We start from the raw sequence: 15,469 nt of genomic DNA, 5'->3' as shown, positions 1-15,469 counted from the left end.
GGACAACGGACCCCGATGTGGACAACACGATAGACGAACACCTGTTCGAGGTCGAAGGTGACACACCCCTCCGCTACGATTTTCCGCCCCGCTGCCCACCTTCATCACCGGGGTCTCCGGGGTCACCGGCGTTCGGCGGGCACCTCGAACTCCGCGCAGACCGCCTGCCAGATCTCCTTCGCGGGGATCCCGGCCTCGAGCGCCTGCTCCACGGTGCGCCCGCCGAGACCACTGAGCACGTGGTCCTTGGCCAGCATCTCGGCCCGGGTCGCGCCGAACTCCTCCGCCATCAGCCGGCGAAACACGGTGATCCGCATCGGGCCAAGCGTAGTCGCGCCACGCCGCCGTACCGTGGGGGCATGCAGCTCGCACAGGAGGCCACCGGCCTCGGCACCACCGCGCTGACGCTCGCGTCGATCGCGACGGTGACCGCGGCGCTGGTGCTGCTCATCATCAACGTCCGCCGCAACCGCAGGAAGTGACGCGGCTACTCGCCCGGCTGCACGTGCTGCTCGAAGTAGTCGGCGAGTTCACTCGGGTCCGCCGACTCGCCCTGCCCGCTGGAGTGCACCTGGTAGACGAACCCGGACAGCGGGCGGTCCTTGACGGTGAACACCAGCACCGACGAGTTGCGGCCCGCGGCCGCCGAGTACCGGCCGTCGAGCGCGTTGCCCCGCCAGTCGGCCTCGACCCGGTCGCCGCCGCCGGTGCGGCTCAGCAACCCGTCGGTGTAGAGCTTGAGCGTGTCGGCGGACGTCCCGTGCAGGTAGGTGATCTGCGCCCCGGCCAGGCCGGGCGCCGAGCAGGTCACCGCGATGCCGAGTTCCTTCTCGTTCGCCGCCGCGGCCGGTCCGGTGCCCGTTCCCGGCGCGCACTGGCTGTTCGCGGGCACGTCACCCGCCAGCTGGCGCAGGCAGCCGGTGAAACCCTGCTCGTCGGCGGCGCCGGGCTCGCGGCACTCCTCGGCGGTGTAGGTCTCGGCCGACGGCGAGGCGAACAGGAACACCGCCGCACCCGCGCCGAGCAGGATCACCGCGGCGATCGCCAGCCCGGCCCACAGCTTCGTGCGCCTGCCCGAACCGCCCTTGTCCGACGGCGCCGGGTAGGTCGGGAAGCTCGCCGGTGCCGGTGGCTGCTGCAACGCCAGCGCCGGTTGCGGCCCGCTCGCCGGATACGCCTGGTGCGGGGCGTAGCCGCCGGGCTGCGGCCGCGCCGGCGGCACGGTCGCCGTCTGCGGCACCGGCTGGGGGCCGGTCCTCGTGGGCACGCCCGTGGTCGCGACCTGGCCCTCGACGTTCTGGGTCCGCATGCTGATGCCGTCCGCGGCGACATGGTGCGCGCCGAGCGCGACGGCCGTCTCCGGCTGGTCCAGGCTCGAGGGCACCACGCCGAGTTTCTCCGCCAGCAGCGTGCCCACCAGCGGTAACCGGCTGGACCCGCCGACCAGGTAGATGCCCGCCAGCCGGTCCGGGCTCAGTCCCGCCGCACGCACCGTCCTGGCCAGCAGCTCCACGCTGCGCAGCATCGCGGGCCGGACCAGTGCCTCCAGCTCGGCCCGGGTGACGAGGACGTCGGTGAACGGCTCCGGCAGGGGAACCTCGGTCTGCGGCAGCCGGGACAGCGCCTCCTTGGCCGCCTTGACGTCCTCCTGCAGGGTGCGCCGGGTGCGCCGGTCGGCCGTCGACTCCGGGCGCAGCAACCGCTGCCACTGCTGCGGGTCACGATGTGACACCTCGCGGCCGACGTGCACCAGCAACGCCTGGTCGACGTCGAGTCCGCCCAGGTCGGGCAGGCCGTCCTCGGCGAGCACCGTATAGCCGTTCTGCGTCGCGCCGACCACGGCGACGTCGAACGTGCCCGCACCGAGGTCGTAGACGGCGAGCGTCTGTCCCGGCGCCAGCGCCTTACCCGGGAACGACGCGAAGTGCGCCGCCGCCGCGACCGGCTCGGGTACCAGCAGCAGCGAACAGGTCGCGCCCGCCAGCCGCGCCGCGGAGAGCAGCACGTTGCGGCGCACGGGTCCCCACTGCGCGGGGTGGGTGAGCCGGACCTCGTCGAGCGGCTCGCCACCGAGCTGGCGCTGTGTCTCCTCGAACACGCGGCGCAGCACCGCGGCGAGTGCCTCGTTGACCGGTACGACATCGGTGCCGAGCAGCAGCGTCTGCTCGTCGACGCGGCGTTTCGGGTTCGGTTCGAACCGGGTGGGGTCGAGCCGGGCCCTGCGCTCGGCGTCCCGGCCGACCACGAGGGTGCCGTCCTGTTCGGCGAACACGGCGGAGGGCATCGTCGCGGATCCGTCGACCTCCACGACCCGCGGCGGGCGGCCGTGCGCGGACAGTACGGCGACGGTGTTGGACGTACCGAGGTCCACGGACAGGATCCGCACAGCGCTCCCCTTGTCGATGTAGCCGAACAGCCGCGGTGATGTTCCCACGGCCGCGCCGCGCACGTGACCGGACCCGGCGAAGTCGCAGGTCAGAGCACCGCCGCACGAATTGTCGGTGGGGGCACGCATCATGGTGGGGTGGCCAGGAACGTGCTCGACCTCTTCTCCCCCGCCACCCGGGACTGGTTCGCGGGGGCGTTCGCGGCACCCACGGCCGCGCAGGAAGGTGCGTGGCGGGCGGCGCACGCGGGCGAGCACGCGCTCGTCGTCGCACCGACGGGGTCGGGCAAGACCCTCGCCGCGTTCCTGTGGGCGCTCGACCGGCTGGCCGTCTCCCCGATGCCGGAGACGCGGACCCACCGGTGCCGGGTGCTGTACGTGTCCCCGCTGAAGGCCCTCGCGGTGGACGTCCAGCGCAACCTGCGGGCCCCGCTGGCCGGCATCTCGCAGGCGTCGAGGCGGCTCGGCCTCCAGCCGCCGGACATCACCGTCGGCATGCGCACCGGTGACACCACCCCCGCCGAACGCCGCTCGTTCGCCCGGACCCCGCCCGACGTGCTGGTGACCACGCCTGAGTCGTTGTTCCTGTTGCTCACGTCCGCGGCCAGGGAATCGCTGCGCGGGGTCGAGACGGTGATCATCGACGAGGTGCACGCCGTCGCGGGCGGCAAGCGGGGTGCGCATCTGGCGCTGTCCCTGGAGCGGCTCGACGAACTGCTGCCCCGGCCCGCCCAGCGGATCGGGCTCTCGGCGACCGTCCGGCCGGTGGACGAGGTGAGCTCGTTCCTCGCCGGGGGCAGGCCGGTGCGGGTGATCCAGCCGAAGCTCGCCAAGACGGTCGAGGTGCGCGTGGAGGTTCCGGTCGAGGACATGGCCGACCTCGATGCCCCGGCGAAACCCGCCGAGCCGGTGCCGTTGCCGTCCGAGGGTGGTATCGGCACGCAGGAGGAGATCTCGAACAACGCCGTGCGCCGCCCGTCGATCTGGCCGTCGGTGGAGGAACGCGTGCTGGAGCTCGTGCGCGCGCACCGGTCGACGATCGTCTTCGCCAATTCCCGCCGCCTCGCCGAACGGCTCACCGCACGGCTCAACGAGCTCGCCGCCGAGCAGACCGAACTCGAGCCGGGACAACGGTTCCCGGCGGAGGCGATCGGCGAGTCCGGACTCACCACCGGCGCGGACCCCACCGTCGCCAAGGCCCACCACGGCTCGATGTCGCGCGAGCAGCGCACACGGGTGGAGGAGGAACTGAAGTCGGGCAGGCTGCCGTGCGTGGTGGCGACGTCGTCACTGGAGCTCGGCATCGACATGGGTGCCGTCGACCTGGTGGTGCAGATCGAGGCACCGCCGACGGTCTCGTCCGGCCTGCAGCGGGTCGGGCGCGCGGGCCACCACGTCGGCGCCGTGTCGACGGGCGTGATGTTCCCGAAGTTCCGGGGTGATCTCGTCTCGTGCGCGGTGGTGGCCGAACGCATGGCGGCGGGCGCGATCGAGGCGATCCGGTATCCGCGCAACCCGCTCGACGTCCTCGCCCAGCAGATCGTGGCGATGGTGGCGCTGGAGCCCCGCACGGTGGCCGACGTCGCCGCGACCGTGCGGCGGGCGGCACCGTTCACGGCCCTGCCGGACGACGCGCTGCACGCCGTGCTCGACATGCTCGCCGGGCGCTACCCCAGTGAGGAGTTCGGTGAGCTGCGCGCCCGCATCACGTGGGATCGCGTGACCGGCGAGCTCCGCGGGCGTCCGGGCGCGCAACGGCTCGCGGTCACCTCGGGCGGCACGATCCCCGATCGCGGACTGTTCACCGTGATGACACCCGGCGACGGCGACCGGCCCGGGTCGCGGGTCGGTGAGCTGGACGAGGAGATGGTCTACGAGTCGCGCGTCGGCGACACGATCCTGCTCGGCACCTCGTCGTGGCGCATCACCGACATCACCCACGACCGGGTCATCGTCGTGCCCGCGCCCGGTCAGCCCGCACGGATGCCGTTCTGGAAGGGCGACGCGCCCGGCAGGCCGCTCGAACTGGGCCGGGCACTCGGGGCGTTCCTGCGCGAACTGTCCACATGGGACCCCCAGCGGGCGCGGCAGCGGGCCGAGGCCGCCGGGCTGGACGAGCTCGCGTGCACCAACCTGCTCGGCTACCTCGACGAGCAACGCGAGGCGACCCGGCACGTCCCCAACGACCGCACCGTCCTGCTCGAACGGTTCCGCGACGAACTCGGGGACTGGCGGGTGGTGGTGCACTCGCCGTTCGGCGCCCAGGTGAACGCGCCGTGGGCGCTGGCGATCGCGGCGCGTCTGCGCGAGACCCGCGGGGTGGACGCGCAGATGGCGCATTCCGACGACGGCATCGTGCTGCGGCTGCCCGAGGCGCTCGACGCCGACGGCCGCGAGATCATGCTGACCGCCGACGACGTGCTGCTCGACCCCGATGAGGTGGAGTCGATCATCGTCAACGAGGTGGGCGGGTCGGCGCTGTTCGCCGCCCGGTTCCGGGAATGCGCCGCCCGGTCGCTGCTGTTGCCGCGCCGGGACCCGCGCAGGCGGACACCACTCTGGCAGCAACGGCAGCGCGCGGCCCAGTTACTCGGTGTCGCCGCGAAGTACGAGCGGTTCCCGGTGGTGCTGGAGGCCATGCGGGAGTGCCTGCAGGACGTCTACGACGTGGGCGGGCTGCGGGAGCTCATGGCCGACGTCCGGGCGCGCAAGGTCAAGGTCGTCGAGGTCGAGACCCCGTCGGCGTCGCCGTTCGCGCGGAGCCTGTTGTTCGGCTACGTCGGAATGTTCCTGTACGAGACGGACGCTCCGCTGGCCGAGCGGCGGGCCGCGGCCTTGTCGCTCGACTCGGCGTTGCTGGCGGAGCTGCTCGGCACGGAAGCGATCCGGGAACTGCTCGACCCGGACGTCGTGACGTCGGTGGAACGCACGCTGCAGCGGCTCGACGAGGACCGTCAGGCCCGCACGGTGGAGGACACCGCGGACCTGTTGCGGTTCCTCGGCGACCTCACCGTCTCCGAGGCGGCCGAACGGGGTGTGCAGCGGGAGTGGCTGACACAGCTGGTGGACGAGCGGCGCGCCATCGTGGTCCGGATCGCTGGTGAGGAGCGCTACCTCGGCATCGAGGACGCCGGGCGGGTCCGGGACGCACTCGGCGTGGCCCTGCCGATCGGGGTGCCGGAGGCGTTCACCGAGCCGGTCGCCGACCCGTTGGGCGACCTGGTGATCCGCTACGCCCGCACGCGAGGCCCATTCGCGGCGGTTCAGGTGGCGCAACGGTTCGGGCTGGGCACGGCCGTGGTGGCCGGGGTGCTGGACCGGCTGACCTCCGAGGGCAGGCTCGTGCGCGGCGAGCTGCGGCCGCAGCCGTACGAGCCGGGGGGCGTCGAGTACTGCGACGCGAGTGTCCTGCGCCGGCTGCGCAGGGCGTCGCTGGCGAAACTGCGGGCCGAGGTCGAGCCGGTGGAGCAGGCGGCGCTGGGCCGGTTCCTGCCGGGCTGGCACGGCATCGGCGGGCGCATGCGGTCGGCCCCGACCGCGGACGACGTGCTGGCGGTGGTCGAACAACTCGCGGGCGCACCGTTGCCGGCGAGTGCGCTGGAGTCGCTGATCCTGCCGAGCCGGCTGCCCGGCTACTACCCCGCGTTGCTGGACGAGCTCACCACAGCGGGCGAAGTGGTCTGGGCCGGGTGTGGCGCACTGTCCGGAGGGGACGGATGGATCGCGCTCGCTCCGGCGGACGTCGCGGATCTGCTGCTGCCCGATGTCGACGATTCCGTTCCCCAGACTCCTTTGCACACCGCGATCGTGTCCACTATGGAGCATGGTGCGCTGTTCTTCCGGCAGCTCGTCGACCGGGTCACGCCCCAGCTGGAGAGCCCGCCGAACGACGCCGACGTGGTGGCGGCACTGTGGGATCTCGTGTGGGCGGGGATCGTCACCGGGGACACCTTGGGCCCGCTGCGGGCCCAGGTGTCCGGACGCGGTGCGGCCCACAAGCCTCGCCGGTCCACTCCTCGGGGCCGATACGCGCGACTGCGGGCCGGCCGGCCCAGCATGCCCTCGCGGACGGGCCCGCCGACGGTCGCCGGCCGGTGGGCCTTGACGCCGGAACGGGAACCCGACCCCACCCGGCGCACCCACGCGCGCACGGAGTCCTTCCTCGAACGGCACGGCGTGCTCACCAAGGGCGCACTCGACACCGAGCGCGTGACCGGTGGGTTTTCCGGGATCTACAAGGTGCTGCGTGGCATGGAGGACTCCGGGCAGGTCATCCGTGGCTACGTCGTCGAGGGACTGGGCGCCGCACAGTTCGCGGCGCGAGGCGCGGTCGACCGGTTGCGCGCCCTCTCCGACACCGGCGGCCCGCGCACCGCGCAGGCCGCCGTGGTGCTCGCGGCGAGCGATCCCGCCCAGCCGTACGGCGCGGCGTTGCCGTGGCCGCCGGTTCTCGGCACCACGAAGCACCGGCCCGCGCGCAAGGCGGGAGCCTTGACAGTGCTGGTCGACGGGACGCCCGCCCTCTACGTCGAGCGCGGAGGGCGGTCGCTGCTGTCCTTCACCGAGGACACGGCGACGTTGCGTGCGGCGGCGCAGGCGCTGTCGACGGCGGTCCGGGAGGGCTGGCTCGGGCAGTTGCAGGTACAACGTGCGGACGGTGAGCAGGCGCTTACGTCCGAACTCGCGGACGTCCTGCGGGAGGTCGGCTTCCGCGCGACGCCGAAGGGCTTACGCCTCCGGGCCTGATCAGCGACGTTCTAAGCTGTCGCGGACCCGCATGGAGAGGACCCGACGATGGCTGTGCGCGACCTGCGCTACTTCGGCGACCCGGTGCTGAAGACCCCGGCCGACCCGGTGACCCGGTTCGACGGCTCGGTGAAGGCACTGGTCGACGATCTGCTGGACACGGTCGACATGCCCGGCCGCGCCGGGCTGGCCGCGCCGCAGATCGGGGTCGGCCTGCGTGCGTTCAGCTACCGGCTCGGGGGCAAGGTCGGCTACGTGCTGAATCCGGAGATCGTCGAGCTGTCCGAGGCGACCCACCACATCGACGAGGGGTGCCTGTCGGTGCCGGAGCTGTGGTTTCCGGTGCGGCGCGCGACGTACGCCGTCGTCCGAGGTGTGGACCTGCGCAACGAACCGGTGACTGTGGAGGGCGACGGCGTCACCGCGCAGTGCCTGCAGCACGAGGTCGACCACCTCGACGGCCTGCTGTACCTCGACCGCCTCACGCCCGAACGCCGCCGCGACGCCTTCCGCGAGGTACGGCAGCGTGACTGGTTCTGGCAACGCTGACCCAACTGGAGTAATCCAAACGGGTGAACAGCCGAGGTTGCCTATACCTTCTGTGTCCGTTACCACTCGTCCGTGACTTCTTCGTTGCCACTTCGTAATCTGACCGGGCCCTGACCCAAGTCGATTCGAGGACGAGATGGCTGGCCGACATCGTGTGAGGAAATCGTCGTGGCGCATACCTATGGCGCTCGGCATCGTCGCTGCGGCTCTGCTGGGGTTCACGGTCTGGTTCACCGGAGACCTGTGGAACCGGGGTGGCGAGACGCAGGGTGCCGCGCTGGCGATGTCCAACCGCACGACGTCGAAGAAGGTCACGACGCCGCCGACGTCCACCACGACGCGGAAGCCGAGGCCGACCAGCACCACCACGCCGCCTCCACCTCCCCCGCCTCCGACGACGAGTTCCACCACGACCACGACGGAGACGACGGAGAGCACCACAGAGGAGCCGCCTCCCCCGCCACCGGCACCCGAGCCCGAGTCGTGCTCGACGGAGCTGGAAGGCACACAGCCGCACGTGGCACAGGTCGGCAATCACATCCTGACCAAGTTCGACGTCGACTCCGTCGGCGGCGTGGCGAGCCGGTCCGGCGCGAGCGACCACCCATCGGGCCTCGCGCTCGACTTCATGGTGGACTCGTCCACCGGTGACGAGCTCGCGGATTACGTGCTCGCGAACCAGTCCGAGTTCGGCGTGACCTACGTGATCTGGGAGCAGCAGTACAACGACGGCAGCGGCTGGTCGATGATGGAGGACCGCGGCAGCGCCACGGCCAACCACTACGACCACGTGCACGTGTCGTTCGAGGACAGCGCCGACGTCTCCGTCACCTGCTGAGCCGACGACCGCCCACGGCGATTCGCCTGCGGGTACGTCTCAGGCGGTGCGCTGCGGTGGTTCACCAGCCGGATCGCACCGGGGCGGCCAGGCGGCCTGGCGGATGGCACCCGGCGCCGGCGTTGCCAGGCGGCCGACCGCCGCGGTGCTCGGCAGCGGGTGCCTTACCACCGGCCGGGTGAGGTGTGCGTTGCCGCCGCCGTGCCCGGCGCGCGGGTAGCTGCTCAAACGCCGCCCGCGGTGCCCTCCGCGCACCAGCCGCCCACATGCCCGCCGATCGACGACGCGCCGGGTTGGCGCGGGCGAGCACTTTCGGCCGGTGCGCTCGCCCCGCGGCGCCCTCGCGCCCGCCGATCGACGACGAGCCGGACGTAGCTCAGGCAGGCACTTCCCAGGCGGCGGGCTGAGCGAGACCGGCCCCAGGGGTGCCCGTCGCCGAGGCCGGGAACGGCCTCACAGCCGGACGTGCAGGAATCCCTCGTCGTCGACGCCGGCCAGGGTAAGGCCGGCCCGGAGTGCGGTGCGGCGAACGGCCTCCTGCTCGGGCAGCAACGCACTGACTACAAGCTCCTCGTGCCCCCGGCCGGTCGCCAGCGCGGCGAGGCGCTGCAGGAGGGCGGTGCCCAGTCCGTTGCGCTGCCAGGCGTCCTCGACGAGCAAGGAGAACCGCGCGGTCGCCTCGTCCGGGTTCTCGATCAGCTGACCGAGAGCCACGAGCTCGCGGCCACACACCGCGACCACGCTGCTGCCGTGTGGCGGCGCTAGCAGCCGGCGCACCTGGCGCCGAGGCAGGTCCCGCGCCCCGGCGCGATAACGGCGGACCAGCGTCTCCGCCGAGCAGCGTTCGTGCAACGCGGCCAGCGCCTCCGTGTCTCCCGGCGTGCCCTCGCGCAGTACCACCGCCGCGCCGTCGGTGCAGGTGACCGCGGCGGGCCCCGACACGTTGGCACGCACGGTGCCGAGCAGGTGCAGCAACGCCTCCACTCGGGCCAGCTCCTGCCGCAGGAACGGCGCCCACAGTCGCCTCGCGACCAGTGCCATGCCGTCGGGGACGGCGAAAACGGCGCGGTGACCGCCCTCGGTCCGGCCCGGGTTGGCCTCGGCGGCGGGCACGACGGTGACCATGTCGGCGGCGAGGATCTCGCGCACGGCATCGGCACACGTGTCCGGCGCGGCGACCACGCGGCCCGCGGCCGCCAGGCTCGCCGCGGACGAGTCGACGAGCTCGCGCACGTCGGCGTCGGTGATGCCCAGGCACTCGCAATCCTCGTCCTCGATCGCCCGCACCAGGTGTGCCCGCGTGAGGCCCACGGCAGGCCGGATGACGATCTCGTCGAGCACCGCGCCGGGAATCGGCAGCACGGCCAGCCCGAGGATGTTGCACTCGAGGTCCGCCAGCCGGATCGCGACCCTGGCCAGGGTGCCCGGACGATCGTCCATCCGTACCCGCAGCCGCCACGTCGCCGTGGCCTGATCGGCCTCGGCCACTTCGTCCAGCCAGGCACCCGGGATCTCCGCACGCGCGGTCGCGCGTCTACGGCCAATGTCCATGCACCCAACGTCCCGAACCCTTGTTGCTGGTCAGCGGCATGGGTGTTTCACGCGTGTCAGGACTGGAAAGGTCACGCAACGCAACCGAAACACCAGCTCTGGGGCAGATGTGACGGTGCTTTCCGCTCCATCAACTACCCTGCGTGCCGACGCTCAACGTGGTACAAGCGCGACTACGCTGAAGGCGTTGCCTTCGGGATCGGTGAACCGCGGTGACACCGAATCGTCCGCGCCGGCCGGCTCGGCACCCAGCTCCCGCAACCGTCGGGCCTCCCGGTCGGCCCCGTTGTCCGTGGCCAGTTCGAACCACCAGCGGTTCAGCGGCGGAGGCGCCTGCTCGTTCCGCAACATCTCCAGCCACGGTCCCCGGCCGCCCGGTGCGCCCAGGCTGACGAACTCCGTTTCCTGTCGAACGATCTCCCAGCCCGTCACGGCCGCCCAGAAGCGACCCAGGCGGTGCGGATCCCGGGCATCGAGAACGACCGCCGCCACGGGTCCCGTGTCGGCATACTCCGGCCGAGGCTCGAGCACGCAGAACTCGTTGCCCTCCGGGTCGGCGAGCACCTCCCACGGCAGGTCGCCCTGCCCGATGTCGGCGCGCGTCGCCCCGATACGCAGCGCTCTGTCCACCAAGGACCGCTGCTCGCCCGCCGAGGCGCTGGCGAGGTCGACGTGGATCCGGTTCTTGGCCTGCTTCTCACGGGGCGACGGGACGACGACGAGGTCCCACACGGACGCGTCACCCTCCGTGGGCGAGACCCGCACCGCCCCGGACTCTCCGGGCATCCGGCGCCACCCGAGCAGCTCCGCCCAGAACCGCGCCACCAGCGATGGATCTCGCGCCTCGGCCACCACACCGGACAGACGGGTCACCATGCGCGCACCCTGGCCACGCCGGAGTGACGAACGTTGCTTCCCCACAAGCTCGTCACCGTGTCGCCAGGCGCATGAGTGCCCACAACTGCCCGACCGCGTCGTCATCGTCGCCGTCCACGTCCACCGCGCCGAGCCGCTGCCTGCCCCACAGCCATAGGTAGACCGTCGCGGGCGCCTGCGTGACGACCACATCGGCGCCCTTGACGTCGTCCTCCGAACACCGGCGCGCGACCGTCTCCGCCGGCCCGGCGCGGGCGATCCAGCTGTGGTCCCCGGTGTGCACCGCCACAGAACCAGCCCTCGTGCCGCTCAATCCGAGCATCGGCAACCGGTGGCCGAACCACAACGTCAGCGCCTCGTCGACACCGTCGATGGCCACGTCGTCAGGAATGCCGGTGGGTTCCAGACCACCCGCGCTCTCGACGTCCACGCGGTGAACCGTGGTGTCGTGTGCCATCCGGCGGCACCAGAACCCGTACGTCTCGTCCGCCGGCCACCACGACGCGGCCCGCTCCGCCGGGTCGTGCCACTCCAGCACTTCCCGCAAATCGGCGAAACCCTGCCGCACATAGCTCTCGTCCGTTTGCCCGGGCGCCGGGTCCCGCTGCCACTCGTATGGTCGCCGGCCCTCGACCAGCCAGCCCAGCGCTGCCCGGTAGACGCTTCCCACGTGCCGCACCACGTCACCGACCACCCAACCCGGGCACGTGGGCACAGGGGTGTCCGCCGGAACGATCCGGGCGGCCTCGACCAGCAACTCGACCTCCTGGCCGAACGCATCCAGCAGCCGGCCGTGGTCGATCAACGCCTGACCGGCCATCAACTCCTCCGCCGTCGCGTCAGGTGCGGACGCGCACCGCACTGACCGACCCGGTCACCATGCCCGTGTACGACCCGGCCCGCGAGCGCCACGAACTGAGCCGCTCGGTCGGCCAGCTCCGCCGCCGACTCCCGGCCGACACCCCGGGTGACTCCCGCCTGCGCCGCGGCATGCCGGGCCGACTGCGCGGCGAAGTACGCGGCCCACTCGGCGAGCTCCGGAGCACCCGACTCCAGCAGCGTCCACACGCTCTCCGGCTTGGCCCGCCCTCGGTGCGGCCGCCCGCGTGCGGCGAGGACGGCCGCGGCGGCACGCAACGCCGACAGGTAGGCGGCGATGAACCGCTCCACGGGGTCGGTCTCCCGGCTCGCCTCGTCGACGCCGTGCCGCGCCTGCGTCAGCAACGCCACGGCCGCGGGCACGGCGGGTGGACGAAGCTCGATCGGCAGGGCCGGCTGGGCCGCGCGGCCATTCTCGTGGCCGCCGCTCGCCACCGAGCCACCACGCGAGCCGTGGGACGCCGGACCACGACGCGAACCCGCGCCACCATGCGAAGCGACTGCGACGGACATGGCCCGCTCTCCCTCTCTGGTCGTGACAGCTCTCCGGTCGTGACAGCGGAGCCGCGGCCCCGGCCACGCGGATGCTTCCCCCATCCACGCGCCGGGACCGCCCGGATCGCTCCACCGGTGTCGAACATGTGTTCGAACATGGGCAGAGTAGCCCGGAGCGACGGAGCACGGCAAGCCCTCTCCGCGGTGCCGACGGGCGATCTGCGTCGCATCCGTCGCCCAGGCCGTGATCTCATACGGGTATGAGCTCCTTCGACCACCCCGCGGTCGCCAAGGTCGCGGCCGCGCTCTCCGAAGCCGGTCAGGACGCCGCCGCCCAGGGAATCCGCATCCTGCCCGCCGACGCACGCACCGCCGCGCTGGCCGCCGAGGCGCTCGGCGTCGAGGTCGGCGCGATCGCCAACAGCCTCGTGTTCCGTGCGTCGTTCGCCGACGGCCAGGACCGGGCGCTGCTCGCGCTGACCTCGGGCGCGCACCGCGCGGACACCCGGACGCTCGCCGAGCTCGTCGGCGCCGAACGGGTCGGCAAGGCGGACCCGGAGTTCGTCAAGGAGCACACCGGCCAGACGATCGGCGGGGTCGCCCCCGTCGGCCATCCCGAGCCGCTGCTGACTCTCGTCGACACCGCGCTCGCCCGTTACGACGTCGTGTGGGCGGCCGCGGGACACCCCAAATCGGTGTATCCGACGACGTTCGACGGGTTGCTCGCCGCGACGGGCGGCAGGGCGGCGGACGTCGCCACGGCTCCCGGCACCGGCGCACGATGACCGCGATGTCCTCCGGCGCCCAGCGGTTCGCCCGGTTCTCCGCCGACGAGTTCCGCGCCCGCCTGCCCGAGGCGCTCTCGCTCTACGTCGCCGCGATGAACTACCCCGAGGGCACGGCCGAGCAGCGAGCACCCATGTGGCTGACCCACGCCCTGCGCGAGGGCTGGCGCTGTGTCGCCGCCCTCGACGGCGACGACCGGCTCGTCGGCCTCGCGTACGGCTACCGCGGCAGGCCGGGCCAGTGGTGGCACGAACAGGTCCGGCGCGGGCTCGCCGGCCGCGAGGGCGAGCAGGCGGCCGACGCCTGGCTCGAGGACTACTTCGAGCTCACCGAGATCCACGTCCGGCCGGAGAGCCAGGGCCACGGGACCGGCGAGGAGCTGCTGCGCCGGCTCGTCGACGGCCTGACCGACCGCCACGTGCTGCTCTCCACGCCGGAGGGCACGAGCCGCGCATGGAAGCTCTACCGCAGGCTCGGCTTCGTCGACGTCCTGCGCGACTACCGCTTCGCCGGGGACCCCCGCCCGTTCGCGATCCTCGGCCGCGCCCTGCCGCTCGACTAGCGCATTCGCGAGCGCGGACGCCCGCTCAGGCGTCGCGTCGCGACAGCGTCCATGCACCCGCACCGAGCGCCACCACGACGTACACCGCCAAGGCCACCGCTGCGCCCACGGGCGCCTCGCCGGCCAACCGCGGCGCCAGGCTCAGCGGAAGCACCTCCACGACGCGGACGTTCCACGGAGCCGGCAACATCAGGGCGAGTGCAGGCAGCACGAACATCCACCCGGTCATGGCCACGAGCGTGCCGGCCGCCGAACGGATCACCGTCCCCAGCCCGTAGGCGACGAGCGCCACCACCGTCACCGTGACCGCCGCCGCCAGGGCGTCGGGTATGCCGTCCACAACGGACGGCCACGGGGCGATCGGGCGGGGCCGGTCACCGACGATCAGCCCCGCCGCGCCCAGCGCCGCGAACGCGAACGCAAGCCCCGTCGCCAGTGCAGCGCCACCGATCACGACGGCCTTGCCGAAGAACAGCCGCATGCGCCGCGGCACCGTGGTGAGGGTGGTCCGGATCATCCCGGTGCCGTACTCCGACGTCACGTTGAGCCCACTGAACGCGGCCAGGCAGAACATCACGAACGGCAGCACCACCACGGACGGATCGGCGGGCTCGAAACCGCTCTTGGCCCCCGGTGGCGCACCGTCCCAGGACTCCGCCATCAGGATCGCCACGACACACCCGAAGCCCAGCGTGACGAGCATGGCGGCGAGCAACCAGAGTGTCGAGCGCACCGTGCGCACCTTCAGCCACTCCGACGCGATCACGTCGTTCATCGCAGCGCACCCCCGGCCCGGTACTCCACGGCCTCGTCGGTCAGTTCGAGGTACGCGTCCTCGAGCGACGCGCTCCGTGGCGTCAGCTCGTGCACCACGATCTCGTTGGCATAGGCCAGTTCGGCGATCGCCGACGGTGGCGGCCCGGTGACGACCAGGCCCCCGTCCGGCTGCGCCAGCACCCGTGCACCGCCCTCTTCGAGGAGCCGGGCCAGTTCGCTCTCGCGCGGGGCCCGCACGAACACCTCACGGCGGTGGCGAGCCGCCAGCTCGTCGATCGGCGCGTCGGCGATGAGCCGGCCCCGGCCGACCACGAGCACGCGGTCGGCGGTCAGCGCCATCTCGCTCATCAGGTGACTCGACACGAGCACGGTGCGACCGTCGGCAGCCAGTGAGCGCATGAGCTCGCGTACCCACCGGATGCCCTCCGGGTCAAGACCGTTGACCGGCTCGTCGTACAGCAGCACGCCGGGGTCGCCGAGCAGAGCCGTGGCGATCCCCAGCCGCTGCTTCATGCCCAGCGAGAACCCACCCACCCGTTTGCGCGCGACCTCGGCGAGGCCCACCCGCTCCAGGACCTCACGCACCCGGGTGACACCGATGCGGTTGCTGCGCGCGACACAGCGCAGGTGGTCGAACGCTGTGCGGCCACCGTGCACCGCGCCCGCGTCGAGCAGCGCGCCCACCTCCCGCATCGGATGCTCTGACCGTAAGTACGAACGCCCGTTGACGCGCGTCTCGCCCGCGTCCGGCCGGTCGAGGCCGAGAACGGCCCGCATCGTCGTCGACTTGCCCGCCCCGTTCGGGCCGAGAAAGCCGGTCACCTGGCCTGGCCGCACCGTGAAGGTCAGCCCGTCCACGGCAAGGGTTCTCCCGTATCGCTTCGTCAGTCCGCTCACTTCGATCATGGGGACAACGGTCCCCGCACCGGGGCGGACGCACATCCGACCGTGGTGTGGACCGGGCCCGTCAGGTCGGACCTGGGTATGACGGCCCAGGGCAGGACGCGCGAGGGCGGGCGACCCG

Annotated in this window: 14 protein-coding genes; 6 read left to right on the top strand and 8 right to left on the bottom strand. The window is 72.4% G+C overall.

Annotated elements, in window-relative coordinates:
• Positions 1–122 precede the first annotated feature (122 nt).
• On the bottom strand, positions 123–317 hold the full coding sequence (locus ACFSZT_RS13265) for a DUF3046 domain-containing protein (protein ID WP_377394039.1): 195 nt from the start codon (positions 315–317) through the stop codon (positions 123–125).
• A 42-nt stretch (positions 318–359) separates the two neighbouring features.
• Between ACFSZT_RS13265 and ACFSZT_RS13260 the strand changes: the two genes are divergently transcribed.
• On the top strand, positions 360–482 hold the full coding sequence (locus ACFSZT_RS13260; protein ID WP_377394041.1) for a hypothetical protein: 123 nt from the start codon (positions 360–362) through the stop codon (positions 480–482).
• Between the two features lie 5 nt (positions 483–487).
• On the opposite strand, the gene ACFSZT_RS13255 is transcribed toward ACFSZT_RS13260, so the two are convergent.
• Entirely contained in the window at positions 488–2,386 is a 1,899-nt protein-coding gene (locus tag ACFSZT_RS13255; RefSeq protein WP_377394551.1) for an Hsp70 family protein, read from the bottom strand.
• Between the two features lie 138 nt (positions 2,387–2,524).
• Here ACFSZT_RS13255 and ACFSZT_RS13250 point away from each other — a divergent pair, with 138 nt between their 5' ends.
• The 3 genes from ACFSZT_RS13250 to ACFSZT_RS13240 all read left to right on the top strand — a co-directional run bounded on the left by ACFSZT_RS13250 (position 2,525) and on the right by ACFSZT_RS13240 (position 8,519).
• On the top strand, positions 2,525–7,132 hold the full coding sequence (locus ACFSZT_RS13250) for an ATP-dependent helicase (RefSeq protein WP_377394043.1): 4,608 nt from the start codon (positions 2,525–2,527) through the stop codon (positions 7,130–7,132).
• 48 nt (positions 7,133–7,180) lie between these two features.
• On the top strand, positions 7,181–7,681 hold the full coding sequence (gene def / locus ACFSZT_RS13245; RefSeq protein WP_377394045.1) for a peptide deformylase: 501 nt from the start codon (positions 7,181–7,183) through the stop codon (positions 7,679–7,681).
• A 181-nt stretch (positions 7,682–7,862) separates the two neighbouring features.
• A complete protein-coding gene (locus tag ACFSZT_RS13240) occupies positions 7,863–8,519 on the top strand; it encodes a hypothetical protein (RefSeq protein ID WP_377394047.1) in 657 nt (218 codons plus the stop codon).
• 453 nt (positions 8,520–8,972) lie between these two features.
• Here ACFSZT_RS13240 and ACFSZT_RS13235 read toward each other — a convergent pair whose 3' ends face one another.
• The 4 genes from ACFSZT_RS13235 to ACFSZT_RS13220 form a co-directional block, all read right to left on the bottom strand.
• Positions 8,973–10,070 (bottom strand): GNAT family N-acetyltransferase, encoded by a 1,098-nt coding sequence (locus ACFSZT_RS13235; protein WP_377394049.1) that lies wholly within the window; start codon positions 10,068–10,070, stop codon positions 8,973–8,975.
• A gap of 153 nt (positions 10,071–10,223) precedes the next feature.
• Positions 10,224–10,946, bottom strand: coding sequence for a VOC family protein (locus ACFSZT_RS13230; RefSeq protein ID WP_377394051.1), 723 nt, complete (start codon positions 10,944–10,946; stop codon positions 10,224–10,226).
• A 52-nt stretch (positions 10,947–10,998) separates the two neighbouring features.
• Entirely contained in the window at positions 10,999–11,766 is a 768-nt protein-coding gene (locus tag ACFSZT_RS13225; RefSeq protein WP_377394053.1) for a maleylpyruvate isomerase family mycothiol-dependent enzyme, read from the bottom strand.
• Positions 11,766–12,338 carry an SAV_6107 family HEPN domain-containing protein gene (locus ACFSZT_RS13220; RefSeq protein WP_377394055.1) on the bottom strand — a complete coding sequence of 191 codons (573 nt, stop codon included), beginning with the start codon at positions 12,336–12,338 and terminating at the stop codon, positions 11,766–11,768. Before ACFSZT_RS13220 ends, ACFSZT_RS13225 begins: the two co-directional genes overlap by 1 nt.
• 242 nt (positions 12,339–12,580) lie before the next feature.
• On the opposite strand from ACFSZT_RS13220, the gene ACFSZT_RS13215 reads away from it, so the two are divergent.
• On the top strand, positions 12,581–13,105 hold the full coding sequence (locus tag ACFSZT_RS13215; protein ID WP_377394057.1) for a YbaK/EbsC family protein: 525 nt from the start codon (positions 12,581–12,583) through the stop codon (positions 13,103–13,105).
• Complete coding sequence (locus ACFSZT_RS13210; RefSeq protein WP_377394059.1) at positions 13,102–13,668, top strand: GNAT family N-acetyltransferase; 567 nt, start codon at positions 13,102–13,104, stop codon at positions 13,666–13,668. The genes ACFSZT_RS13215 and ACFSZT_RS13210 overlap by 4 nt, the downstream gene beginning before the upstream one ends.
• Positions 13,669–13,693: 25 nt before the next feature.
• Here ACFSZT_RS13210 and ACFSZT_RS13205 read toward each other — a convergent pair whose 3' ends face one another.
• Together ACFSZT_RS13205 and ACFSZT_RS13200 are read right to left on the bottom strand one after the other, a co-directional pair.
• On the bottom strand, positions 13,694–14,443 hold the full coding sequence (locus tag ACFSZT_RS13205; RefSeq protein ID WP_377394061.1) for an ABC transporter permease: 750 nt from the start codon (positions 14,441–14,443) through the stop codon (positions 13,694–13,696).
• Positions 14,440–15,351 (bottom strand): ABC transporter ATP-binding protein, encoded by a 912-nt coding sequence (locus ACFSZT_RS13200; RefSeq protein ID WP_377394062.1) that lies wholly within the window; start codon positions 15,349–15,351, stop codon positions 14,440–14,442. Before ACFSZT_RS13200 ends, ACFSZT_RS13205 begins: the two co-directional genes overlap by 4 nt.
• Positions 15,352–15,469: the final 118 nt, after the last annotated feature.

The organism is Prauserella oleivorans (assembly GCF_042685745.1).
Classification (GTDB): Bacteria; Actinomycetota; Actinomycetes; order Mycobacteriales; family Pseudonocardiaceae; genus Prauserella_A; species Prauserella_A oleivorans.
This window is presented reverse-complemented; position numbering and strand designations above follow the sequence as displayed.

Excerpts from the sequence above, each read along its gene's own strand:
- ACFSZT_RS13265 (WP_377394039.1), bottom strand. The coding sequence starts at position 317 with ATGCGGATCACCGTGTTTCGCCGGCTGATGGCGGAGGAGTTCGGCGCG.
- ACFSZT_RS13260 (WP_377394041.1), top strand. The coding sequence starts at position 360 with ATGCAGCTCGCACAGGAGGCCACCGGCCTCGGCACCACCGCGCTGACG.
- def (WP_377394045.1), top strand. The coding sequence starts at position 7,181 with ATGGCTGTGCGCGACCTGCGCTACTTCGGCGACCCGGTGCTGAAGACC.
- ACFSZT_RS13240 (WP_377394047.1), top strand. The coding sequence starts at position 7,863 with ATGGCGCTCGGCATCGTCGCTGCGGCTCTGCTGGGGTTCACGGTCTGG.
- ACFSZT_RS13235 (WP_377394049.1), bottom strand. The coding sequence starts at position 10,070 with ATGGACATTGGCCGTAGACGCGCGACCGCGCGTGCGGAGATCCCGGGT.
- ACFSZT_RS13230 (WP_377394051.1), bottom strand. The coding sequence starts at position 10,946 with ATGGTGACCCGTCTGTCCGGTGTGGTGGCCGAGGCGCGAGATCCATCG.
- ACFSZT_RS13225 (WP_377394053.1), bottom strand. The coding sequence starts at position 11,766 with ATGGCCGGTCAGGCGTTGATCGACCACGGCCGGCTGCTGGATGCGTTC.
- ACFSZT_RS13220 (WP_377394055.1), bottom strand. The coding sequence starts at position 12,338 with ATGTCCGTCGCAGTCGCTTCGCATGGTGGCGCGGGTTCGCGTCGTGGT.
- ACFSZT_RS13215 (WP_377394057.1), top strand. The coding sequence starts at position 12,581 with ATGAGCTCCTTCGACCACCCCGCGGTCGCCAAGGTCGCGGCCGCGCTC.
- ACFSZT_RS13210 (WP_377394059.1), top strand. The coding sequence starts at position 13,102 with ATGACCGCGATGTCCTCCGGCGCCCAGCGGTTCGCCCGGTTCTCCGCC.
- ACFSZT_RS13205 (WP_377394061.1), bottom strand. The coding sequence starts at position 14,443 with ATGAACGACGTGATCGCGTCGGAGTGGCTGAAGGTGCGCACGGTGCGC.
- ACFSZT_RS13200 (WP_377394062.1), bottom strand. The coding sequence starts at position 15,351 with ATGATCGAAGTGAGCGGACTGACGAAGCGATACGGGAGAACCCTTGCC.